Here is a 22,705-nt window from a genome sequence, read left to right on the forward strand (position 1 = left end):
TTGCTACCGGTCGCCCGCGGCTTTGACCGCGACGTAGACGGTGTTGGCGGCGGTGCGGTCCTGCAAGGGGTTGGCGAATGCGACCGTGTGGGCTTCGGCGTGGGCGAAGGCGGTGCCGAGCAGGGAGGTGAAGGCGTCGCTGGGCGGGTCGTTGGACCACAGCGCGAAGACACCGCCGGGGTGGAGGTGTTCTGCCAGGGCCCGCAGTCCGTCGGGCTGGTAGAGCGCGGCATGCCGCGGATGGAGGACGTGCTCGGGCGAGTGGTCGACATCCAGCAGAACGGCGTGGAATCGGCGCCCGGACACAGCCGGGTCGAAGCCGTCGGTTCCGGCTGCCAGGGCGAAGAAGTCGCCGTGGACGAGGCGGCAGCGGTCGTCGGCGGTCAACCGCGCGCCCAGCGGTACGAGGTGCTTGTGGTGCCACTCGATGACCTTGCTGATCGCGTCGACGACGGTCAGTGACGCCACCCGCGGGTCGTCGAGTGCCGCCACGGCCGTATAGCCCAGGCCGAGGCCCCCGACGACGACATCCACCGGCTCGTCCGGCAGTGCGGCCAGGGCGAGTTCCGTGAGTGCGGTCTCGCCCGCGGTGAAGAGGCTGGACATGAGGAACTCGTCCCCGAGCTTCACTTCGTAGACGTCGTCGCCCGAGGCGGGGTCGCGCCGCCGGCGCAGGCTGATGTCGCCCATCGGGGTGGTGGCCCAGTCGAGTTCCTCGAAACGCAAGCTCATCCGCTCTTCCTTCTGGGCGGCTGCTGAGCAGTGCCGGCTCGGGGTGCGCCGCCTTGAGGCCTCGATGATGCCAGCGTTGCCGCCCCCCGTCGCCGCCCGACGGGCGCTACCCGGCTTCCGGACCGCCGTGACACCCCAACCCGACTTTCCGGGCGCCCTCTCCGTTCTCCTTGGCGCACTCGTCCGCCGACCGGCGCTGTCAGGGAGAACGTCCGGCGGCGGAGGGAGTCGGCAGGAGTCAGCAGGAATCGGCAGGAGTCGGGAGGAGTCGGGAGGAGGAGGCCCTGGCCGACGCGAATCTTCCGTTCGCACGGGGGCAGGCGGACGCCAGGTTGTGCTGTCGGTCGAAGGGTCCGGGCTGCGGCATCGCGGAACCGACTCCAGGACCGTCGTCATGAAGGGGGATGGCGCAGTGCCAGACATGCCTGCCCAGGCGTCATCGCGGCCCGGGTCCGCCGTCTCCGACCCGCACCGGCGGGACGGCGCCGAGGCTCCGAGGGAGCAGGGCGGCACCGATGCGGCCGGGACCGGGACTGCGGGTCGCGAGGCGGCCGGTTCACAAGCGGTCGGCGCCGAGGCGGCCGGTACCGAAAAGGCCGGTCCCGCAGACGCGGGCCCCGAGACGGCCCGGCGCAGGACCGACCCTCCCGAGAGCGCGGCCGACGCGGCCGACCCGCAGCTACCCCCGGGCGGCGTACCAGGCGCAAGTCAGGCGGCCGAAGGGTGGCGGCGCAGGCTCGGCGGGGTGCCGGCCGCGCGGCGTTCCTGGTTCCAGATCGGCTTCGGGCTGGCCCTGGGCGGGAGCCTGGCATGGCTCCTGGTGCAGACCGTGCTCAAGCTCAGCGAGCTGCTGACCCTCCTGCTGCTGGCCGTCTTCATCGCGGTCAGCCTGGAGCCGGTGGTCGCCCTGCTGGGGCGGCTCGGCCTGCGCCGGAGCTGGTCGGTGGCGGCGGTGCTCGCCGGCTTCGCCGGTGTGCTGGCGGCGTTCCTGGCTCTGGTCATCCCGCCGGTCACCGACGCGGTGAACGCGCTGAGCGACGGGATACCCCGCTGGCGCCAGCAGTTGCACGACCACCACTCCACCCTGGGGCGGCTGGAGGACCGCTACCACCTCATCGAGAAGGCGCAGTCGCGGTTGAGCGCCGGAGGTGCGTCCCAGGTGGCCGGCGGGGTGCTGGGGGCCGGCCAGCTGGTGATCAGCCTCATCACGTCCGCCGTCATCGTGATCACCGTCACCCTCTACGTGATGGCGGCGCTGCCCACGATCAAGCAGTTCTGCTACCGCTTCGTCCCCGGTACCCGGCGCCCCCGGGTGGAGGCCGTCACCGAAGAGATCCTCAGCCGCGTCGGCCGGTACATGCTCGGCAACATCGCGACCTCCGCGATCGCGGGCGTCGCCACCTTCGTGTGGTGCGAGGTCGTCGGCGTGCCCTACGCCGCCGCGCTGGGCTTCTTCGTGGCGCTGATGGACATGGTCCCCGTGGTGGGCTCGACGGTCGGCGGCATCGTGGTCAGCCTGGTGGCACTGACCGTCTCGCTCCCGGTGGCCCTTGCCACCGCGGCCTTCTACATCGGATTCCGGGTCGCCGAGGACTACCTGATCATGCCGCGGGCCATGAAATTCGCCGTGGACGTACATCCGGTGGTGACCGTCGTCGCGGTCCTGGCAGGCGGCTCACTGCTCGGCATCATCGGCGGCCTGGTGGCCATCCCGGCCGCCGTGGCCCTCGGCATCGTGCTCGACGAATACGTCTTCCCCCGCACTGACGCTTCCTGAGCACGCTCGCCGCCGAGGTGCCGGGCGCCGCGAAGAAACCGCCACCTGGCCGGCGTTCGCGGCTCAACGCACGAGGCGCGGGCCGTCAGACGGCGGACATCGGCCGGCGGACATCGGTCCGCGCCAAAGCCCGATCCGCGCCCTGGTCCCGCGTCTCGCCCGGGAGAACAGTTCGCCGGCGTCTTCGTCGGCCTCGAAGCAGGCACGAAGGCCACCGGCGACCTTGGGCTCTCACGGTCCTCGCAACACCCGCGATCCGCAGGAGATCCGCACGCCGGGCTTATTCCCGTCCGCGACACCGTGAATTGTGCGATACGCCTCAGCCCCCGAAGCCGCCTGGAAACGGAATCGCCATTCCCGATGCACTAGGCTCACCCTCTAACGGAATGGTCGTTCCGTTTCTTAGTCTGAGGAGTTCCATGGCGTCCGAGACCCGGCGAACGAACCACCAGGTCACGTTCGCGGTTCTGGCGGCCGGTGTGGCCGCCTACGCACTGCTGCAGTCCCTGGTCACCCCCGTGCTGCCGACGATCCAGGAGAGTCTGCACACCACCCAGAACACCGTCACCTGGGTGCTGACGGCCTATCTGCTGTCGGCGTCGATATTCACCCCGATCATGGGCCGCGTCGGCGACATGATCGGCAAGGAACGCGTCTTCGTGGCGACGATGTCCGCCCTGGCGGTGGGCTCGCTGCTGGCCGCGCTCGCCACCAACGTGCAGGTGATGATCATCGCCCGCGTCATCCAGGGCATCGGAGGCGGTGTGCTGCCGCTGGCCTTCGGCATCATCCGCGACGAATTCCCGCGCGAGAAGCTGAACGGCGCGGTCGGCGCCATCGCCTCGCTGATCGCGGTCGGCTCGGGCCTCGGCATCGTGCTGGCCGGACCGATCGTCAGCGCGCTGGACTACCACTGGCTGTTCTGGCTGCCGATGATCATGACGGTGATCGCCGCCGTGGCCGCGTACTTCCTGATTCCCGCGTCGCCGATCCGCACGCCCGGCCGAATTAGCTGGCTGCCCGCCGTCCTGCTCTCCGGCTGGCTGGTCGCCCTGCTGGTCGCGCTCAGCCAGGCACCGGTGTGGGGCTGGGGGTCCGGCAAGGTGGTCGGCCTGCTGATCGCCGCCGTCGTGCTGGCGTACGCCTGGGTGCGGGTGGAGGTGGGCTCCGCGGTCCCGCTGATCGACATGAAGATGATGCGGCTGCCCGCGGTGTGGACCAACAACCTGGTCGCGCTGCTCTTCGGCATCGGGATGTACGCGACCTTCGCCTTCCTGCCGGAATTCGTGCAGACGCCCAAGTCCACGGGCTACGGCTTCGGTTCGAGCATCACCGAGTCTGGCCTGATCCTGCTGCCGATGTCGGTGGCCATGTTCGTCGTGGGTCTCGGCGCCAGCCGTCTCGCCCAGCGGATCGGCGGCAAGATCGTCGTCCTGATCGGGTCGTTGATCAGCACCGTCTCGCTGGCGCTGCTCGCCTTCGCGCACGGCGCGACCTGGGAGCTGTACATCGCCACCGGCGTGATGGGCATCGGCTTCGGCCTGGCCTTCTCGGCCATGTCCAGCCTGATCGTCGCCGCGGTGCCGCCGGAGCAGACCGGTGTGGCCAGCGGTATGAACGCCAACATCCGTACCATCGGCGGCTCGATCGGCGCGGCCCTGATGGCCAGCGTCGTGACCGCGAGCCCGGCCGCCGACGGCCTGCCGCGCGAGTCCGGTTACACCAACGGCTTCGCGATGCTCGGTGCCGCGCTGCTGGTCGCCGCCTTCGCGGCGATCCTGATCCCGGTCGGCCGGCAGAAGACCCGGCTGGTGGACTTCGCCGACGAGCCCGCGCACCCGCAGATGGCGGTGGTACCCGGCGGTACGGTCGTAGGTGACAAGCCGGAGTGACCGACCGGCGTACGAACGGCCCGATCGACCGGGAGTGACGGATGGCAGTGCACGACACGCGGGACCGGCCGATGCGGCGGGACGCCGTACGCAACCAGCAGTTGGTCATCGAGGCCGCGCGCGAGGTCGTCTCCGAATTCGGCACGGAGGCGAGCATGGAGCTGATCGCCTCGCGCGCGGGAGTCGGCGTCGGCACGGTCTACCGCCGCTTCCCCAACAAGGAGGCGCTGGTCGAGGAGATCGTCGGGCTGATGGTCCGCGAGATGGTCGACCAGGCCCGCCGCGCCCTGACGCTGAGCGACGGTACGGGACTTGAGGTCTTCCTGCGGGCCATGGGCCAGTCGCTGAGCGACCACCGGGGCTACGCGGTCAAGGCCGTCGGTCATTCCAAGGCCGCGCAGGTCGAGCTGTTGCGCGACCTGATCACCGAACTCCTCGACCAGGCGCGGGAATACGGCCATGTCGGCCCCGGCGTCGTTCTCGGCGACGTCATGGCCATCGCCTGGGCGCTGCGCGGCATCGTGGAGACGGCGGGCCCGATCGCGCCCGAGGCGTGGCAGCGCCATCTGGACATCCAGCTCGCGGGCCTGCGCGTGATCGGCGTCCCGTCTGCGCACGCGCCCGCCACCCGCGAGCAGTTGACGCGGATCAGCGGCGGGGCGGGGCGTACGAGCTGCGGGCGCGGCCTGTAGGACAGGCCGTCGGGCCGGATCCCACCGCGTCCGGCCGCCCGGCGTGCCCACCGTCACCGCCACCGGCGGGCGCCACCGAATTCGGCACACGCCTTCCGGTGGCGGTCGGGGTGTGGGGCTCGTAAAGCCGTCGCTGCAGGTGGAACTCTGGAGAGAGACCTGGGCTGGGACCATGTCCACGGGATCGTCTCACTGCTGTACAAGGCAACTCGCAGGCTGTTGTCCGTCCCTGCGGTGCTGCTGCGCCGCGACACCACCAAGGACGCGGAGCTGCTTGTCCTCCGGCATGAGAACGCGGTGCTACGCCGTCAGATCGCCGGCCCGGTCCGCTACGAGCCCGCGGACCGGTTCTGGCTGACTGCCCTGTCCAGGCTGATACCCCGTAGCCGCTGGCACGAAGTCTTCCCTGTCACGCCCGGCACGCTGCTGGCCCGGCATCGCAGGCTCATTGCGGCGAAGTGGGACTACAACGCCCGACGCTCCCGTACAGGGCAGCCGCCGACCAAAATGGCGCTCAAGAAGCTGATCCTGCAGCTTGCTCGAGAGAACGCGCAGTGGGGCCACAGGCGGATCCAGGGCGAGCCGGCCCGCCTCGGTCATCCGATCGCCGCGTCCACGGTCTGGGAGATCCTGCACGCGGCGGGCATCGACCCGGCCCCGCGACGTAGCGGACCGACCTGGAGGGAATTCCTCACCAGCCAGGCCCAGGGCATCATCGCCGCCGACTTCTTCCACCTCGACACTGCCACTGGACGCAGGCTGTACACGCGCAGGGAGTCTCTGCGCTTCCTATTGCGCGACCGCGACGGCAAATACGGGCGGTCCTTCGAGACGATGGCGATGTCCAGTCCTGTGAGAGGGCGGTATGTGACGTGATGCCGCGTTTGTTGTCGCTGGAACGTGTGGCGCAGGGGCATCGGCGCTGATCGGGGAGTTCTGTCGTGCTGGAGTGTTCTTCGTGAGCGACCGCCAGCCCTACAAGAGCGACTTGTCCGACGAGCGGTGGGCCCTGATCGAGCCCGTCATCGCCTCCTGGAAGGCTCGGCATCCCTCCGTCAGCGGCCACCAGGGCGCCTACGCGATGCGGGAGATCGTCAACGCCCTACTCTACCAGTCCCGTACCGGCTGCCAGTGGGACTACCTCCCCCACGACCTGCCCCCGGTCGGCGCGGTGAAGTACTACTTCTACACGTGGCGCGATGACGGCACCGACCAGACCATCCACGACCTGCTGCGCTGGCAGGTGCGCGAGAGCCGGGGGCGCAAGGCCGACCCCAGCCTGGTGGTGCTCGACACCCAGAGCCTGCACGCGGCCGTCGGAGTGCCCGCCGACACCACCGGAAGGGACGCGGCAAAAAAAGTCCCGGGCCGCAAGCGCGGCCTGGCAGTTGATGTTCTCGGTCTGGTGATCGCGGTGGTGGTGCTGGCCGCGTCCGCGCACGACAACGCCGCCGGCATCGCCTTGCTGGACAAGGTCGCCGCCGACACCGACACGGTGCAGAAGGCCCTGGTGGACCAGGGGTTCAAGAACGCTGTCATCGACCACGGGCGGAAGGTGGGCATCGACGTCGAAGTCGTCGAGCGTAACCCGGAGGGCAGCGGGTTCGTCCCGCAGCCCAAGAGGTGGGTGGTGGAGCAGGTGAACGGGATCATGACGCTGCACCGCAGGCTGGTACGGGACTACGAACACCGGCCCGCCTCTGCCGAGTCGAGGGTGTACTGGGCCATAAGCGACCGGATGGCCCGGATACTGACCGCGACCTCCACCCCCACCTGGCGCAGCGCGTGAGCGGCAGCGAGCTGACCTTGGGAGCGGTGCTGGCGCGCCTGGAGGAGCAAGAGCGCGAGATCGCCACGCAGGCCGAGACCACGCGGGGACGCATCGCCGAACTCAACGCGCAACTGGCGGAGTTCGACCGCCTCGCCGAAGAAGTCCGCATCACCCGCAAGACGCTGCTGGCCCTGCCCGATCCGTCCCCGCCGACGCCACCGGCCACGAAGCTGCCGGACCATCCGGCCTACCGGCAGATCATGGCGGGTGTTCGCCGCGGCCGACGCCCCGCTGCGGGCGCGGGCGGTCTGCGAGGCGATGGCTCTGGAGATCGCGCCCAGCAACGTCAACAACGTCCGGTTGAAGCTGAAGCGGCTGGTCGAACGCGGGATCCTGATCGAGTCCGAGCAGGGGTTGTTCACCCAGCCACGGCGATAGCCACCCGAAGAGGCCACCACCAGCCCGACAGCCCCACCTGCAAGCGCGAAACGGGCAGTACGTCACTTACCGCCCTCTGACACTGATACGCACCACTGCCGCCAGCTGGCCCGTCATGTGGAGAGTGTGGCGGTCAGCCCCGACGGCCGTACCGCGATCACCGACGACCTCTTCGGGACCCTGCGCTCTTGGAATCTCGCCGCCGACCGTCTCTCGCCGATTGAACTCCGAGCGTCCGGCCGGGCGATGTTCCGCCCTATCGCGATCAGTCCGGACGGGCGGACAGTAGCGGCTCGGGCAGACAACGGAACCGTCCGGCTCCTGGTCGCTGCCACCGGGCGCACCCTGCGCACCCTCACCTCTCCGGCCGCGCCCCGGGCCCAGCTGCCCACATCGTTCGCGTTCGCCCCGGACGGGCGGACACTCGCCGTCAGCGGGGTGCACGGGACCGCTTCCCTGTGGGACCTGCGCTCCGGCAAGCTCCGCGCCACCTTCGCCGCCGGCACGTCACCGCTGGCCTCCGTCACGTTCAGCCCGGACGGGCGGACACTCGCAACCGCCAGTGCCGACAGCAGCCTGCGTCTGTGGGACATCGCCACCGGCCAGGACCGCGCCACTTTCGATACGGGCCGGGCCTACGCGGCCTCCATGGCGTTCAGCCCCGACGGGCACATACTCGCCGTCGGTACCGGCGTCGCCACCTTCACCTACAACGTGCCACTGCCCCGGCCGACTGCGGCCATCACCACCGTATGCGCCGCAGTGGACCGGGCGCCCACACCGCAGGAGACCGCCGTGTACCGGCTCGACACGACACTCCCACCCGCCTGCCCACGCCACAACGTTCAGGGCAGCGAACGTCAGTGACGTTGCAGGTGCAGGATATTGCATCCGTGCTGGTCACAGCCCTGATGTCCGGGTTCAGCGGTGCGCGGTGGCAGTTGAGCGTCCGATGCAGGGAAGGCTGCTCGTGGAGCCTTGCCCCTGCCGATAAACCCATCCACCCTGGTGGGAAGAGGTACGGGAGATGCGGCATGTCTGGGTAAGGGCAGTCACTCAAAGGCCGGGCCTTCCCCCATGAAGGTGGGCACGCGGTTATTGATCACGCGGCGAGTGTGAGTTTAGCGGTGTGGTGTCGGTGTTCGTATTCGTTGGGGCTGAGGTAGCCGTTGGCGGAGTGCCGGCGGCGGGTGTTGTAGCGGGTCAGCCAGGCGAAGACAGTCCGACGGCAGGTGCCGGCGTCGCCGAAGTCGTGGGCGCCCTGGAGGGTCTCGCGTTTCAGAGAAGCGTGGAAACTTTCGCAGGCCGCGTTGTCGGCGCTGGTGCCGATCGCGCCCATCGACCGGGTGACCCCGAGCTGGTCGCAGAGGTCGGTGTAGGCCCGGGAGCCGTATTGGGCCCCGTGGTCGGAGTGGAACACCGCGCCGTCCAGACTCCCGCGAGTCGCGGCGGCCATCCGCAACGCGTCGGAGACCAGACTGGTGCGCATGTGGTCGGCGATGGACCAGCCCGTGACCTTGCGGCTGAAGCAGTCCAGCACCGTCGCGAGATAGAGGAACTCCCCGCCCGCGAGCGGGAGATACGTGATGTCGCCCATGAGTTTGAGCCCCGGCTCGGTGGCGGTGAAGTCCCGCTGGAACAGGTCCGGGACCGGTGAGGCGGCCGGGTCCGGGACGGTGGTGCGCACGCGTCTGCGCAGGCGGATGCCGGTGATGGAGAACGTCCGCATGATCCGGGCGACCCGCTTCTCGTTGACCCGCTGCCCTTTCTCGCGGAGCTCGGCCGCCACTCGCGGGGAGCCGTAAGCGCCGCCGGACTCGCCGTGGATCTGACGGATCTCCTCGGCCAGGACCCGGTCCTGCCGCTGCCGGCCAGCCCGGACCTCGGCGCCGGCGAGCCACTTGTAGTAGCTGGACCGGTTCACGTCCAGGACCTGGCAGAGCCGCTTCACCTCGTAGGTGTCCCGGTGGTCGTCAACGAACTGGAAGCGGCTCCTCACCAGTTCGTCTCTCCGGCGAAATACTTGGCCGCCTTGCGGAGGATGTCCCGCTCGGTGGCGAGCTTGCGCTCACTTGCCTCGAGTTCGGCCACCCTCGCCTCCAGCTGCCGCACACGCTCGACCGGATCAGCGGACGCAACGGCCTCCCGAGGCCGGGCGCCCGGCGTCGCAGCCGCGGCTGTGACGCCACGGCGTTCGCGGTCCCGCAGCACCCACTCACGCAGGGTCGCCCGGTTGACGCCCAGGTCAGCAGCGATGTTCTTGTAGATCGCCCCGGGTGTGGACTCGTACAGGGCCACGGCATCGGCCTTGAACTCGTCCGAGTAGTCCTTCATCGCCATCGGCGGTCTTCTCGCTTCCTCCGGATCAAGCAGATCCAGTATCAGCGTGTCCACCACTCAGGGGGAGGCCCCGAGCTCTTCCCGCACCCTGGCGTCCTTGTGGATGAGCGGCGGAATTGAGCAGGGAGGTCGACGAAAGATCACTTAGCGGCTATGACCCGTCAGGGGCATAGCTTCGTTGAGTGGTGCTGAATCGGGCTATGGGGGGGCGTTGTGGTCGATGTGGAGTCAGCGGTGGCCTATCTGGTAGCGCGGGCTGCGCGCCGGGCGGGGGCCGAGGCGGAACTGGCTTTGGACGCGAGCATGGACCGCCTGCACGAGGTGGTATCGGTACAGGCGGTGCGGTCTGCCGCGGGCAGATATCTGATCCACGCCGGGCGCAGCAGACTGCCCGCCGGATAGGGGCGCGTCGTGACCGGGCGCCCGGCCCGGCGTGCGGCCTCGGCCGCCGCGCTGCGCACACGGTCGCTATGAACTCGGCTTGCGTCAGTCTGCCGTGGGATGCACTTCACCCGTCTGGATGTGCGGCGTCCCGTCGCCCAAGGTGCGGCCGGGTGTGAAATCGTGTGGACCGGTGCTCTGTAGTCATGATCAACTGAGCCGAGGGAAACCGGCGTTTGAAGGTGATGCGCCGACCCCACTATTCACACGCTTTGCCATGACCACCACACCCTGAGGAAGATCATGCCGCGCAGCACCGGCACCGTGTTGGTGAGCTCCGCCCTGCTGTCCGTGCTGAGTCTCGGCGCTTCGGCGTGTAGCAGTGACAGCGGCAGCGTTGACAAGCCCCCGGTCGGCGTACCCGCCTCGTCGGCCCCTGTCTCCTCCGCACCTGTTGCGAAGACGCTCAGCGCGGCTGAGCTGAAGGGCGCTCTGCTTACCGCCAAGGACCTGCCGACCGGCTACACGGCGAGAGCGCCGGAGTCCGTCGGCGATCTCCGCGGGCAAATCGTCACGGTGACCCCTGCCGTCTGCTGGCCGATCCCGGAGGCAATTTTCGGCGGGCGCGGGAAGTCAGCGATCTTCCAGAATTACTCGCAGACCGCGAATCCCGCGGTGGTGCTCAACTTGTACCTCGCCGCCTATGAGTCCGGCGATGCCGAGAAGGCGATGGACGACCTGAAGGCGGCCATCGCGGCGTGCCCGAACTTCACGATCACCGGCAAGGACGGTTCGGTCGGCAAGACCGGGGTGAAGTCACTCACGTCCGCCCCGCTCGGGGACGACGCGGTGATGTTCGAATTCACCCCCGCAGGAGGGGAGGTCTACCGCATCGTGCCCATTCGCGTCGGTGCCACGCTCGCGACCTTCGTCACACTGGATGGTACGAATGTCGACCAGGGGGTCGAGTTCCCCCAGCCGCTGCTGGCCCTGCAGTTGGAGAAGCTCAAGACGGCCGCGACCGGTTGAGCCGCCCCCAGCCGACGGCGGACATAACCTGACGTCGGCCCTACGCCGTGTCTGATAAAGATATTGTGACGGGTCGAGGCGAGCTGACAGATACGGCGTGGGAGCGGATAGAGCCGCTTCTTCCGGGTGCGGACGGGTGTGGGCGCCCCTGGCGGGATCACCGGCAGGTCGTCGATGGGTTGCTCTGGCGGCCCCGGACGGGTGCGCCGTGGCGTGATCTGCCGGAGCGGTATGGGCCGTGGCAGACGGTCTATGAGCGGTTCGCCCGCTGGGACGCGGACGGCACCTGGGCGAAGCTGCTGGAGCACGTTCAAGGTCCGTGATGACGCGGTGGTCGCGTTGGAGTGGACGCTTTCGGTGGACTCCACGATCAACCGCGCTCATCAGCACGCCGCCGGCGCCCGTAAAAAGGGGAGACCGACGGGGACAAACTGGAAGATCCGGAACGCTCGGCGGCACGGCAGTCCCTCGGTCGGTCCCGGGGCGGCCTGACCACCAAGGTTCACCTGGCGGTCGACGGCCGCGGCCTGCCGCTGTCGCTCGCGCTCACACCGGGCAACGTGGACGACTCCACCGTGTTCGAGGCGGTCATGGACGTTGTCCGTGTTCCACGTATCGGGCGGGGCCGGCCGCGCACTCGCCCGGATCGGGTCCTGGCGGACAATGCCTGTTCGTCCCGGGCGATCCGCGCCTGGTGCAGGCGTCATGGCATCGCCGTTACGATCCCTGAACGCTCTGACCAGGTCGCCAACCGGCTCCGTCGGGGCTCCCGAGATGGTCGGCCACCCGCCTTCGACGCGGAAGCGTACAAGCACCGCAACGTTGTCGAGAGATGCTTCAATCGGCTCAAGCAGTTCCGCGCGGTAGCGACCCGCTTTGACAAGCTCGCAGACCGTTACCGGGCCGGACTCCGCCTGGCCTCGCTGATCCTCTGGCTCCGCGAGCCCGGCTCGGCGAGCGCTTAGCGCTCACGCGCCAGGGCGGTGAGCGCACACGACGGGATCCCCAGTAGACCCAATCGGGACAGGAGCGCTGCTTCCTGTTCCTGTGTGACCTCGATCCACAGGGCCGTTCCCGAGTCGCCGGCACTGAAGACCAGCCGGCCTTCTCGCCGGCCTTCGGCGTGGATCGTGTAGGGAACCAAGTCCGACAGCACTTCGAACTGCCCGTCGTCCCGGACATCGATGTCGACCCCCGTCCCAGGGTCGGAGCGCCTGGAGCGACTACCGCGCACGGCCTCCTCGCGAGCCAGTGACAGGACACGCTCGTACGAGTGCAGGACCTCGGGCGGCCAGGCGTCACCGCTGCAGGCATCGCTGTGGGCTGCGTCGATGCCCGAACGCAGCACGTGCAGCGCTTCGCGATGAACACGCACAACGTCCGCCCGGCGAACCCCGTCCACGAGTACGAGCTCGCGGACCCCGGCACCATCCTGACTGATCACATGCTCCGTCCCCGTTCCGGTGAGCAGGTTCCGTCTCTGACCGCGCAGGTCGCGCGGGCGAGCAATCCGGTTGGTACGACGGCGATGTGGGTGAGGGACCGGCTGGACGGGCTGTGGTGCGACGAGGACCTCGCCGGCTGGTACCCGCGCGACGGGCGTCCGGGCCTCTCACCCGCCCAGCTGGCCACCGTCTGTGCGCTGCAGTTCCTGCTGGACTTATCGGATCGGCAAGCCGCTGAGGCGGTCCGCTGCCGGATCGACTTCAAGTACGCGCCGGCCATGGAGCTGGACGATCCCGGCTTCCACCACAGTGTGCCGGCCGACTTCCGAGAGCGTCTCATCAAGGGCGACCGTGCCGACCGCCTGCTCGATCTCGCGCTCGTGCGCTTGAAGGAGGTCGGACTGGTACGCGAGCGCAGCACGCAGCGCACCGACTCCACCCACGTTCTGGCAGCCGTGCGCGACCTGACCCGGCTGGAACTGGTCACCGAGGCGGTCCGTGCCGCGCTGGAAGAAGTAGCCCGCACTGCCTCGCACCTGCTGGCCGGGGTGGCCGACGAGGACTGGGGGCGCCGTTGTGGCCGTAAGGTCCGGCCGGGCAAGAACCCCACCCGGCCCAAGGCCAGGATCCTCGCCGCCGGCGAGGACGCCTGCCGGCTGCTGGAACGCCTTCACCGGTCTGGATCGGGCTGCCGGCCCGGCCCGCACGCCGAGGCGCTGCAGCAGATCGTGGTGACGTACTACTACCGCGACGAGGCGGACCGCTGACGACGGCGGGCTGCCGCCTTCCTCCTGCGCGATCGTCTCGCCCTACGACACCACGGCGCGCCACGTCCGCCACGGGCACATCATCCGCTGGAAGGGGTTCGCCGCACACGTCACCGAGACGTGTGACCTGACAGCGTCAACGTGATCACGGACGTGGCCACCACCTCGGCCGCCACCAACGACGGCCAGGCCCTGCCCGGCATCCTCACCCACCGCCGCACCCCTGATCGTGGCCCGGTTCGCCAAGAGCCAGTGCCGCCCCTGCCCGGCCCGCACACAGTGCACCACCACCGACAGCGCCCGAACCGTGGGCTTCCCCCCACGAGAACTACGCGACCTGCAACTCCGCGTCCGGGCCGAACAGCAGACACCCGCCTGGAAGACCCGCTACGCGGTCCGCTCCGGAGTCGACGGCACCATGAACGAGCTTGCCCACGGACACGCAATGCGCCGCTGCCGCTACCGAGGACAGCCCAAAGCCCACTTGCAACACGTACTCACGGCCATCGCCGTGAACATCGAGCGACTCAGCCGCCGGCCATTCACCGAGGACGCCCCTCCAGGGAGACCGCCAACAGCCTTCCAGACCTTCCTGGACCAGCAGGGAATTCACCGGCCGAAGTCCTGGCGAACGCTCGGCACCTGACCACCGACCACCGACCACCAAGATCACCGACAGAGTCAGTAATGCAGGGCGGCCGCGAGTGCCTCGGCCAGGGTCACCGGCGGGCGGCCGATCAGGCGGCGCAAGTCGCCAGAGTCGGTGTACATCTCGCCGCGGTTCATACCGCGGTCAGCGTCAGCGAGGACCTCCGCCAGTTCGGCGGGTAGGCCCGCGGCGGCCAGTACCTGGGCGAAACCGGCCACCGGGAGGTCAGCGTAGGTAACCTGCTTTCCGGCCGCAGCGGAGATCGCGGCGGCGAGCTCAGTCAGGGTGAAGGATTCGTCGCCGCCGAGCTCGTACACGGCGCCGGTGCGGCCTTCAGCGGTGAGGACGATCGCTGCGGCCTCGGCGTAGTCGGCGCGGGACGCGGCGCTGATCCGGCCCTGGCCTGCGGCGCCGACGACCGCGCCGTTCTGCAGGATCTGCGGCAGTTGGCTGGTGTAGTTCTCCAGGTACCAGCCGTTGCGCAGCAGCACGCTGGGGATTCCGCGGTCCCGCAGATACGCCTCGGTCTCCCTGTGCGTGGCACCGATGACGGTGGTGGCCGTGTCCGCGTGCGTCGTGCTCGTGTACGCCACTAGCGACACGCCTGCGGATGCCGCGGCGTCGATCACGCGGCGGTGGTTGGTGACCCGCTCGTCCACGGGGACCGAGGCCGAGATCAGCAGCAGCCTGTCCGCCCCCGCGAATGTCTCGGCCAGGCCGTCGGTGTCCGCGAAGTCGGCGCGGCGTACCGTGATGCCTCGGTCGGCCAGGTCTTTGATCCTGGCGATGTCCCGGCCGGTCGCGATGATGTCCGCGGCCGGGATCCCGCGCCGCAGCAGTGCCTCGATGGTGAGCCTGCCCAGCTGGCCGGTGGCTCCAGTGACGACGATCGGCATGATGGTCATTCCTTCCTTCCGCGCGTGCCTCGCACGCCTGCCGCGGTCTGTCCGCGGCGGGGTGGAACACAGAATGACCTGGACACTCTCTGTTGGGGAGTAGCCACTTCTCGGTATGGTACTTACCGAACCGATAGCATTGAGGTGAGCCGTATGACTGCTGTCGAGAAGGTGACCGGGCCCATACCGTCGTTCGATCCGTACGAGCGCGGTTGCCCGTCGCGGGACCTGCTCGACCAGATCGGCAGCAAGTGGGCGGTCCTCGTGCTGGGCGAACTCGGCCGGAACGGGACCTCCCGGTTCGGCCGGCTCCGGCAGGCGCTGGCGGGTGTGAGCGAGAAGATGCTCACCCAGACGCTGCGTACCCTCGAACGCGACGGGCTGGTCAGCCGGACCGTCTACCCAGAGGTGCCGCCGCACGTGGAGTACGAGCTGACCGCGCTCGGCCAGACGCTGCGGGAACCGCTGAAGGCGCTCACGGAGTGGTCCGTGCTGCACATCGAAGAAGTCATCACCGCCCGCGAAGAGTACGACGACCGCACTGAGCGCACCAGGTAACCAGCGGCGGCCAGCGGTCTGGTCATAGACGGCCGCCTCGCCGAGACCGGCCCGACAATCAGACCCACCCAAGCCACCCGGCGACATCACGAGTTCAACCTCAGGAGACCGAGGGAGCCGCCCGGCCCAAGTCCGGACAGCTCCTCAGCAAGATCTTCTTGAGCCCTTTATGCGTTGTTGTTGATCCACGGTGCGTCGCTGATGCTGCCAGGATTGCAGCCGGTGTTCACGAGGTCGCGACGGCAGACTTGGAAGCGAATCCTGCTGCCTGTGTGTTTGTAGTAGTTGGTACTGGAGGACTCGTAGTAGTCCTTGTTGCACACACCCCAATTGGGGGCGCCCAGGTTGTTGCTGCACCAACCGGATCGGTATGGCATCCACGAGGAGCCATTCCAGAGCCAGTTTTCCCAGTAGATGAAGGTCTGGTCTCCGTCCGCAAGGGAGTCTTGAATTCTCCACACGTCGCCATTCCTGGTGAAGCAGCCCCTGGCGATCTTGTCGTACGAGATCGATTTAGGGTTCCAGACATAGTCGTCCAAGCAGGACTCACCGCCCGTGTCGTAGGAAAGCGTGGATATTTGGTCTTCGAACGGTTTTTCGAAGTCCACGCCGAAGGACTGGCCTTGTCCCGCTATAAGGACGGTGAAGATTACTGCGGCTACTGCGAGTACTGAACGGATGCGCATCTGTCTCCTTCGAGTCTCCGGATCCAACAGCCGAGCGAGAGCCCGTTCGCGCAGCCTGGCCTGGCCGTCAGCGACGGTTCGTCTGCTCGGGCACCACAGACACTGCTGACCGCCGGCAGCTGAAGGAAGAGCCGTCGGCTGTCCCGGACAGAAGCGGGCTGTCCGGGCTGGTCACGCTGCTGTCCGGAATGAGTCCCGGACAGCGGGGCATGGCGGAATCCGCCGTTGTCCCCTGTGCAATGACCACGACAAGATGCTGTTCGTGGATCACCAGGGGGAGCTGTCACCGTACGAAGCCCGAGACGCAGCCGGCTTCATTGAGTTGATGCAGCAACTCAAGGAGCGTTCAGGGCTGACATACCGCGATTTGGAGGAGCAGGCCGCCCGAAACGGTGACGTGCTGGCGCGCAGCACGCTGGCCGACATCCTGAAACGGACCAGCCTGCCGCGCCCCGACGTGCTGGCCGCGTTCGTCCGTGCCTGCGGGGACGGGCCGAGGGTTGGCGCCTGGCTGGATTCCAGGAATCGGATCGCCGCCACAGGCATCGCTGCCGTACCTGCCGTGGTGCCGAGCTCCGCGAGCAATGCCGAAGCCACGGCCGGGGCTCAACCGCAAAGTGAAAACTCCGTGCCCCCGCGAAAACATAGGGCTAAGCGGCGCGTGGTGGCGGTCGCGACCTCGCTGATGGTCCCGGCGCTTGCCTTGGCCGCCTGGGTTTTGTTCCCCCGCAGTTCGGCCACCTCTTCCCGGCTTCCCTCCGACGGCTGGGTCACCATCCGTCCCGCCCGTACGCCCAACTTGTGCCTGACCGACGGACGCGACCGCGACGGCGCCTACCCCAGCGCCGTCGCCGTCCAGCTCCCCTGCTCTCAGGCCACGGTGCCGCGCACCTACCTCGAACCGGTCGGCGAGGGCCTCTACCGCATCCAGTGGCACCACCCTGTGGAGGGCAAGGGGTGCCTGACGGTCATGAGCACTGGTCCGGTCAAGGGCATGCTCGAACCCCGGAACAACTGCGCCCAAGCCACGCTGTTCCGCTTGGAACCCGTCAATACCACCGGCGGCGAGGGCTTCCGACTTCACTCGGCCGACACCAGCCGGTGTGTCGGCATCGCCCACAACGACACCACCCAGGGAGCTGAGGCAATCGAAGAACAATGCACCCACGCCACCGACCAGGGGTTCCTCATCCGGAAGGACTGAGCTCGTGACACTGACCTTGTCGACGGTATGTGATCGGCATGAGTTCGAGACCTTCTACAACGGGCACAGACCCCACCGGGCCCTGAGGCAGGCCGCTCCACTCCGACCACTCCCGGGTTGGGCGTGGGTGCCGGCACCGGCTGCCTGGCCCGTGGTGCGGGGGCCGGGGTTCTCGTGTACTCCCATCTCGGCCGTGGGCGGCGGCGGAGGCGGAGGGGTCATCACGACGTTGCAGCTGCTGTAGCCGAGAGCGAAGGCGAGGCCGAAGCCGAAGTCCATGCTCAGCTCGGTGCCGCTTAGTCCGAAGAGGCTGGCACCGCCGAGGCCGCCGAGGCCCATGTAGCCGGCGCCGTTCCAGCCACCGCCTCCCCGATGACCGAGAGATAGAAGGAGTCGGCGAGAGTTTGAAGGACTGGTGGGCGGCGGCGCTGGCGGATGCGGCCCAGGACCTGTGCGCCGGTGGCGTGCGCGGCGGTGAGGAAGTCGTTGCTGTCGAAGCCCCGGTCCCACAGCACCAGCATCTCGGGGCCCAGATGGTGCAACAGCTTGGTGGCGTAGGAGGTTTCGCCCTCCCGGGTGGGGCCGAAGACCGCCGCGATGACGGCCCGGGTGCCGGTCTCGACCAGCGTCATCAGCTCGACCTGGGGATACCCGCCGTGCGGGCACCGCCCCAGCCAGCCCCGGTTGCGTTCGCTGTCAGGCACCTTGATCGAGCTGCAGCCGTCGAACGACACCGTCCGATACGGGCCGAACCGCACCCCCGGCATGGTTGGCCGAGCCAACGGCCCGGCCAACACCTCGAACAACGCACGCACCGGCGCGCTGCCGAGTCGGGGCGCAGATCACGGAGTGCCTTCGTGCTCGGGCGGACAACCGGCATCCCCGACAGGCCCGCCGTCAGCTTGGCCCACACGAGCCGATAGCCGACCTCGGGGAACATGCACATCGCCAGCAGAAAGTAGACCCCGACCCGTGAGGGAAGATCCCGCAGCCGCCGCTGCACGGTCCGCGTCTCCGACAAGACGGCATCGACCAGCTCGAACGGCACGACCGGCGTCAGCTCTCCCAGACGGCCCGGCGCGAACCGACTCGCGGCCACAGTGACCGTACAGGTGATGGTCGCCTCACCCGGCGCCTGCACATCACCGGCGTCACCGCCAATCCCACACGCGAGTGGACAGCGCAGCAAGCCCGGAACCTTACCGCCGACCTGGGCACGCGCAGGGAGTCTCTGCGCTTCCTATTGCGCGACCGCGACGGCAAATACGGGCGGTCCTTCGACGCCGTCTTCGAAGCTGAGCAGATGGAGATCCTCAAGAGTGCGCCGCGGGCCCCTCGGATCAACGCCCACTGCGAGCGGGTAATCGGCAGCATCCGCCGCGAGGTCCTCGACCACGTCCTCATCATGAACGAGACCCACGCCCGGCACATCCTGGCCGCCTACGAACAGCACTACAACGAGCACCGCCCCCACAGAGCCCGCAACCAACTACCGCCAGGCGCCGACTCACAGCCCACCACCGCCGACGAGATTGAAGACCGCAGACCTCTGCGCACCCGTATCCTCGGCGGCGTCATCAACGAGTACCGTTACACCGCCTGACCTGCAGCGACGACTTTCCGAGCCCCACAGGCGGGAGGACATCCTGCGACCGCGGCTGTGGGGCTCTGGAGCGTTGGTGTTCGGCGCGGGGATGGCGCTGGCCCGCTTTGCCGGCGCTGTGCACGAACTGGCCGTCGCCGACGTCGTCTTTCCTTGCAGCATCTTCATGTTGATCTGCGGTGCGGTGCTTCAGCACGTCGGCCAGCGGGTCGGCCGCTGATCTTCGGCGAGGGCGGGCGGTCGTCCCGGGCGGGGCCAGGCGGGTGCCGGTAGTCCGGCGGAGATGCGGCCAGGCCGGGCCGGGTGGTGAAGGTCGGGAGCGCAACGACCTGCTGGAGCCGACGGCGTGGGTGGCGTGGGACTGCGGGGCGCGTGGCGGTCGCATGCTGGAAGGGGTTGCCGCGGAGCGGTACGCAGCGGCCGATGGGATGGAACCGGGGCAGGACATCCCGGTGATCGGTGCGGGTAGCGGGTGCGGTGGCCGGGTGGCGGCGATGCGCTGGGGCGAGCTGCACGTACCCGCCCTACCGTGCGGGATGGGCCGGGGCAGCGGGGGAGATGTATGCGCGGTGCAGTCGGTCGGCGAGGGGGACGGCGCGCCAGGTGACGGCGTAGGACGGCGGCTGCTGCCCGCGTAGGACGAGGACGGCGACCGGCATGCGACCGGCCAGGGCCAGCACGCCCTGTGTCGTGATGCTGGTATCGGCGCCCCGCGTTTCGCGGGACGAACATCCCGTGTTGTAGGCGACCGGAACCGAGGCGTCCCCGGTGACCGTACAAGGCGGACGCACGCCGGCCCGGCGCAGGGCGGCGGTGACGGCGACGGAGATCCGGCGCTGCTCGCGGTTTTTCTGGACGGTGCTCGCCAGTACGGCGAACTGGACCGTCAGGTGCGCGCCGACCGCACAGGCCGCGAGGGTGACGACAACCGGGCGCGACCAGCCGCGGGGACGGGTGACCAGCCACCTCAGGCAGTCGGCCACCGGCACGGCGAGCAGGATGTATGCGGGCAGCAGGAACCGCGGCGCCGCGTAGTCGATGAGGAAGAGGTACGGCACGGACACGAAGGCGGCCACCAGCAGCGGGAGCAGCGCGGTCGCCCGACGCCTGGCCAGTGTCGCCGCGAAAGCGCCGCCCACGGCGAGAAAGGGCAGCACGAAGAACCACACGCCGGTACCCGGATGCCGCCACGGGATGGAGCAGGGCCGGCACAGGCCACGCCCGTCCAGGGCTCGGATCTGGTCGTCCACTGCGAAGTTCGGTCCCATGCCGCCCTGGATGTCGCTGCCCAGCCGCAGCCGCTCGGCCAGCCCGCCGTAGCGTACGTACGCCTCCACGACCCACTCGCCGCAGCCCAGGACTACCCCGAGCAGCACCACACCCATCAGGTACGGCCGCCGCCATCCGGGCACTGCCAGCGCGGCGGCCAGCAGGGGGGCCGCCAGCCACACCGCGTCCGGCGGTCGCATGAGGCCGGCGATCGTCACTCCGCAGACCAGCCCTGCAAGGGCCGCACGGTCGGTACGGTCCCGGGCAGCCCGCAGGAAGCAGCCGGCAGCGAGCATGACCCCGTATGCGCTCCAGACGTTCGGCATCACCTGCGCGCCGTAGTCGAGCGTGATCCACAGCCCGGCGAAGAGCGCGCCCGCCAGCGCGAGCACTCGTACAGGTACGAGGTTCCGCCATACCCACAGCGCGAGGAGGAGCCCTGCGCCGGACAGCAACGCCATCCACACTCGAAGGGCTGTGGTGGAGGTGGTCAGTTCGGCGACCGGCGCGGCGAGGAAGCTGATGCCGCGAGCTCGCGGCGCGCTGAAGAACGCCGCTGGGATCGTGCCGCTCACCTGACTGGTGTAGATCGTCTCGTCCCACCCGAGCCCCGTCCCCGGTACCGTCAGCATCAGCTGCACCAGCGTGTAGGTGCCGCTGACGGCGATCAGCCACCGCAGTGCACCGGGCCGCGGCTCGGGCCGGATGCTCGGCGCGGCACTTTGGGCGGCCGGGATGATCGTGCGTTCGGACATCCGGGCACCTCTTTGGAATTCGCTGGGACCGGGATGGCCACCCGAAGGAATGCTGTCCCCCCGCCAGGGCGCCGTGCCACTTCGACGCGGCATTTGGCGGAGCCTCGGCAGGGCACACCGCGGGGCGGCCTGGCCACCGCGCCACCCGGCGGGTGCTGGACGAGAGATCCGCCGGCGCAGCGCGCAGTCGGTCCTCGCGGTCCGGCCAGGCCAAACGGGTTGTCCGCGGGCGCGTAGCCCTGTGGTTCCGCACCTCGGCCGACGAATGTGGGTCGAATGCATCTGGGCGCGTCCTTTCCCCTGCCGGGGACGACCACCCCACCACTGAGAGGCAGGCGGCACCGCCCCGGCGTGCTGAGTCAGGAGACTGGTTTTGGCGACTCCTCAGCTTTCCCTGGTCGTACCGTGCTTCAACGAGGCTGCCGTCATCGAGAGGTTCCACACGGCTGTCGGGGAGGTTCTCGGCCGGGCCGGCCTGGACTACGAGATCTGCTATGTGGACGACGGCAGCACCGACCGCACGCGGGACATCATCGGCCACCTCGGTGCCGGTGATCGGCGCGTCAGATACGCGGTACTCAGCAGGAACTTCGGCAAGGAATCCGCGATGCTCGCGGGCCTGCGCATGTCCCGGGGCCAAGCGGTGGTCCTCATGGACGCGGACCTCCAGCACCCTCCCGAACTCATCCCCCGGATGCTGGAACTCCACAGACGCGGGTACGACCAGGTGATTCCTCGGCGGACCCGCGAGGGCGAGGGCCTGGCGCGCACGATACTGAGCCGCGGCTACTACGCGCTGGTGCGCCACCTCATGGATGTGGAGGTACTCGACGGCGCCGGGGATTTCAGGCTGCTGTCGCGTCAGGCGGTCGACACTGTGCTGTCGCTGCCGGAGACCAACCGGTTCTCCAAGGGCATCTTCTCCTGGATCGGCTTCACGACGGCCAGCTTCACGTACCGGAACGCCCAGCGGCTCGCCGGCAGCTCGAAGTGGGGAAGCCGGCGTCTGCTCAACTACGGCATCGACGGGCTGCTCTCCTTCAACAACCGCCCCCTGCGGCTGGCCGTCTACGCGGGCTTCTGGTGTTTTCTCGCCGCACTCGTCTACGCGGTCTGGACCGCCTTCGAAGTGGCCCTCCACGGGGCTGCCGTCCCCGGCTACGCGACGCTTTTGATGACGGTGGTGGGGCTGGGCGGCATCCAGCTCATCACCCTGGGGGTCATCGGTGAATACGTCGGCCGCATCTACCACGAGGTCAAACGCCGCCCGTCCTTCGTGATCCGGGAAACGGACGATCATCCCGCCCCCAGGCCCCCCCGGCCCGCGCCGGTGAATCGCTTGGCGGCCCGCCCCCCGAAACGGCAATTCGCCACCTTCGTGGCGATCGGCGTCGTCAACACCGCCGTCTACCTCGCCATCTACACCGCCCTGAACCCATGGATCCCGTATCTCGCCGCGCATGTTCTCGCATACGCAGTCAGTACCGTCGGTTCCTTCCTGCTCAATTCCTACCTCACCTGCAGGACACGTCCGACCTGGCGCGCGTTTCTCCGGTATCCGTTGTCCAGCGGCTTCAACCTGGTGGCCTCTGGGGCGCTTCTCTACGTAGCCGTCAGCCGATTCGAAATGGACAAGAACGTTGCCGCACTTGCCGCCGGGATCCTGGTCACCCCCATCTCCTTCCTCCTCGCCCGGTGGGCCATCAACTCCGGCCGCCGGCCGGCTGCCACCGCTGCCGTGGCTTCGAACAGTCCTGCGGGGACGGAACAGGACGACCCCTCCCCCGGCTAGCGCCCTCCGCTCGGACGGCGAGACGACCC

At 68.8% G+C, this 22,705-nt stretch carries 18 protein-coding genes and 4 pseudogenes; 16 read left to right on the forward strand and 6 right to left on the reverse strand.

The window, feature by feature from the left end; translation table 11 throughout:
- Positions 1-3: 3 nt before the first annotated feature.
- A complete protein-coding gene (locus OG900_06565) occupies positions 4-732 on the reverse strand; it encodes a spermidine synthase (protein WUH89816.1) in 729 nt (242 codons plus the stop codon).
- 421 nt (positions 733-1,153) lie between these two features.
- Here OG900_06565 and OG900_06570 point away from each other — a divergent pair, with 421 nt between their 5' ends.
- The 7 genes and pseudogenes from OG900_06570 to OG900_06600 all read left to right on the forward strand — a co-directional run bounded on the left by OG900_06570 (position 1,154) and on the right by OG900_06600 (position 8,169).
- The gene (locus OG900_06570) at positions 1,154-2,509 is read left to right on the forward strand and encodes an AI-2E family transporter (GenBank protein WUH95639.1); all 1,356 of its coding nucleotides are present in this window, start codon (positions 1,154-1,156) and stop codon (positions 2,507-2,509) included.
- Positions 2,510-2,928: 419 nt separating this feature from the next.
- Positions 2,929-4,401: an MFS transporter gene (locus OG900_06575; GenBank protein WUH89817.1), complete on the forward strand. Its 1,473-nt coding sequence runs from the start codon at positions 2,929-2,931 to the stop codon at positions 4,399-4,401.
- Positions 4,402-4,442: 41 nt separating this feature from the next.
- A complete protein-coding gene (locus OG900_06580; protein WUH89818.1) occupies positions 4,443-5,093 on the forward strand; it encodes a TetR/AcrR family transcriptional regulator in 651 nt (216 codons plus the stop codon).
- A 159-nt stretch (positions 5,094-5,252) separates the two neighbouring features.
- Positions 5,253-5,930 (forward strand): annotated as a pseudogene (locus tag OG900_06585) (integrase).
- 121 nt (positions 5,931-6,051) lie between these two features.
- The gene (locus tag OG900_06590) at positions 6,052-6,882 is read left to right on the forward strand and encodes an IS5 family transposase (GenBank protein WUH89819.1); all 831 of its coding nucleotides are present in this window, start codon (positions 6,052-6,054) and stop codon (positions 6,880-6,882) included.
- Positions 6,879-7,382 carry a hypothetical protein gene (locus OG900_06595; GenBank protein ID WUH89820.1) on the forward strand — a complete coding sequence of 168 codons (504 nt, stop codon included), beginning with the start codon at positions 6,879-6,881 and terminating at the stop codon, positions 7,380-7,382. The genes OG900_06590 and OG900_06595 overlap by 4 nt, the downstream gene beginning before the upstream one ends.
- 46 nt (positions 7,383-7,428) lie before the next feature.
- Positions 7,429-8,169 (forward strand): hypothetical protein, encoded by a 741-nt coding sequence (locus OG900_06600; GenBank protein ID WUH89821.1) that lies wholly within the window; start codon positions 7,429-7,431, stop codon positions 8,167-8,169.
- A gap of 235 nt (positions 8,170-8,404) precedes the next feature.
- Here the strand turns inward: OG900_06600 and OG900_06605 are convergent.
- Positions 8,405-9,642, reverse strand: a protein-coding gene (locus tag OG900_06605) for an IS3 family transposase (protein ID WUH89822.1) whose coding sequence is annotated in 2 segments (ribosomal slippage) — positions 8,405-9,316 and positions 9,319-9,642 — 1,236 coding nt in all. Because the reading frame shifts where the segments join, the coding sequence is not laid out codon by codon here.
- Positions 9,643-10,326: 684 nt separating this feature from the next.
- On the opposite strand from OG900_06605, the gene OG900_06610 reads away from it, so the two are divergent.
- The 4 genes and pseudogenes from OG900_06610 to OG900_06625 all read left to right on the forward strand — a co-directional run bounded on the left by OG900_06610 (position 10,327) and on the right by OG900_06625 (position 13,910).
- On the forward strand, positions 10,327-11,052 hold the full coding sequence (locus OG900_06610) for a hypothetical protein (GenBank protein WUH89823.1): 726 nt from the start codon (positions 10,327-10,329) through the stop codon (positions 11,050-11,052).
- Positions 11,053-11,117: 65 nt separating this feature from the next.
- A pseudogene (locus OG900_06615) lies at positions 11,118-12,017 on the forward strand (IS5 family transposase).
- A 308-nt stretch (positions 12,018-12,325) separates the two neighbouring features.
- The gene (locus tag OG900_06620) at positions 12,326-13,264 is read left to right on the forward strand and encodes a transposase (protein WUH89824.1); all 939 of its coding nucleotides are present in this window, start codon (positions 12,326-12,328) and stop codon (positions 13,262-13,264) included.
- Positions 13,265-13,493: 229 nt separating this feature from the next.
- Positions 13,494-13,910 carry a transposase gene (locus OG900_06625; protein ID WUH89825.1) on the forward strand — a complete coding sequence of 139 codons (417 nt, stop codon included), beginning with the start codon at positions 13,494-13,496 and terminating at the stop codon, positions 13,908-13,910.
- Positions 13,911-13,945: 35 nt separating this feature from the next.
- Here OG900_06625 and OG900_06630 read toward each other — a convergent pair whose 3' ends face one another.
- A complete protein-coding gene (locus OG900_06630) occupies positions 13,946-14,818 on the reverse strand; it encodes an SDR family oxidoreductase (protein ID WUH89826.1) in 873 nt (290 codons plus the stop codon).
- 144 nt (positions 14,819-14,962) lie between these two features.
- Between OG900_06630 and OG900_06635 the strand changes: the two genes are divergently transcribed.
- Positions 14,963-15,367 (forward strand): helix-turn-helix transcriptional regulator, encoded by a 405-nt coding sequence (locus tag OG900_06635; GenBank protein ID WUH89827.1) that lies wholly within the window; start codon positions 14,963-14,965, stop codon positions 15,365-15,367.
- A 167-nt stretch (positions 15,368-15,534) separates the two neighbouring features.
- Here the strand turns inward: OG900_06635 and OG900_06640 are convergent, their stop codons facing one another.
- Entirely contained in the window at positions 15,535-16,053 is a 519-nt protein-coding gene (locus tag OG900_06640; protein WUH89828.1) for a hypothetical protein, read from the reverse strand.
- Positions 16,054-16,306: 253 nt separating this feature from the next.
- Here OG900_06640 and OG900_06645 point away from each other — a divergent pair, with 253 nt between their 5' ends.
- Positions 16,307-17,257 (forward strand): XRE family transcriptional regulator, encoded by a 951-nt coding sequence (locus tag OG900_06645; GenBank protein ID WUH89829.1) that lies wholly within the window; start codon positions 16,307-16,309, stop codon positions 17,255-17,257.
- A 431-nt stretch (positions 17,258-17,688) separates the two neighbouring features.
- Here the strand turns inward: OG900_06645 and OG900_06650 are convergent.
- Positions 17,689-18,398 (reverse strand): annotated as a pseudogene (locus tag OG900_06650) (transposase domain-containing protein).
- On the opposite strand from OG900_06650, the pseudogene OG900_06655 reads away from it, so the two are divergent.
- A pseudogene (locus tag OG900_06655) lies at positions 18,384-18,860 on the forward strand (transposase). The pseudogenes OG900_06650 and OG900_06655 sit on opposite strands and share 15 nt — an antisense overlap.
- A gap of 76 nt (positions 18,861-18,936) precedes the next feature.
- The gene (locus OG900_06660; protein ID WUH89830.1) at positions 18,937-19,080 is read left to right on the forward strand and encodes a hypothetical protein; all 144 of its coding nucleotides are present in this window, start codon (positions 18,937-18,939) and stop codon (positions 19,078-19,080) included.
- 304 nt (positions 19,081-19,384) lie between these two features.
- On the opposite strand, the gene OG900_06665 is transcribed toward OG900_06660, so the two are convergent.
- Positions 19,385-20,884: a hypothetical protein gene (locus OG900_06665; GenBank protein WUH89831.1), complete on the reverse strand. Its 1,500-nt coding sequence runs from the start codon at positions 20,882-20,884 to the stop codon at positions 19,385-19,387.
- 373 nt (positions 20,885-21,257) lie between these two features.
- Here OG900_06665 and OG900_06670 point away from each other — a divergent pair, with 373 nt between their 5' ends.
- Positions 21,258-22,676 (forward strand): glycosyltransferase, encoded by a 1,419-nt coding sequence (locus OG900_06670; GenBank protein ID WUH89832.1) that lies wholly within the window; start codon positions 21,258-21,260, stop codon positions 22,674-22,676.
- Positions 22,677-22,705: the final 29 nt, after the last annotated feature.

The sequence above is a fragment of the Streptomyces sp. NBC_00433 genome (assembly GCA_036015235.1).
Lineage (GTDB): Bacteria > Actinomycetota > Actinomycetes > Streptomycetales > Streptomycetaceae > Actinacidiphila.

Excerpts from the sequence above, each read along its gene's own strand:
- OG900_06630 (WUH89826.1), bottom strand. The coding sequence starts at position 14,818 with ATGACCATCATGCCGATCGTCGTCACTGGAGCCACCGGCCAGCTGGGC.
- OG900_06635 (WUH89827.1), top strand. The coding sequence starts at position 14,963 with ATGACTGCTGTCGAGAAGGTGACCGGGCCCATACCGTCGTTCGATCCG.
- OG900_06665 (WUH89831.1), bottom strand. The coding sequence starts at position 20,884 with ATGTCCGAACGCACGATCATCCCGGCCGCCCAAAGTGCCGCGCCGAGC.
- OG900_06640 (WUH89828.1), bottom strand. The coding sequence starts at position 16,053 with ATGCGCATCCGTTCAGTACTCGCAGTAGCCGCAGTAATCTTCACCGTC.
- OG900_06575 (WUH89817.1), top strand. The coding sequence starts at position 2,929 with ATGGCGTCCGAGACCCGGCGAACGAACCACCAGGTCACGTTCGCGGTT.
- OG900_06580 (WUH89818.1), top strand. The coding sequence starts at position 4,443 with ATGGCAGTGCACGACACGCGGGACCGGCCGATGCGGCGGGACGCCGTA.
- OG900_06565 (WUH89816.1), bottom strand. The coding sequence starts at position 732 with ATGAGCTTGCGTTTCGAGGAACTCGACTGGGCCACCACCCCGATGGGC.
- OG900_06570 (WUH95639.1), top strand. The coding sequence starts at position 1,154 with ATGCCTGCCCAGGCGTCATCGCGGCCCGGGTCCGCCGTCTCCGACCCG.
- OG900_06610 (WUH89823.1), top strand. The coding sequence starts at position 10,327 with ATGCCGCGCAGCACCGGCACCGTGTTGGTGAGCTCCGCCCTGCTGTCC.
- OG900_06645 (WUH89829.1), top strand. The coding sequence starts at position 16,307 with ATGCTGTTCGTGGATCACCAGGGGGAGCTGTCACCGTACGAAGCCCGA.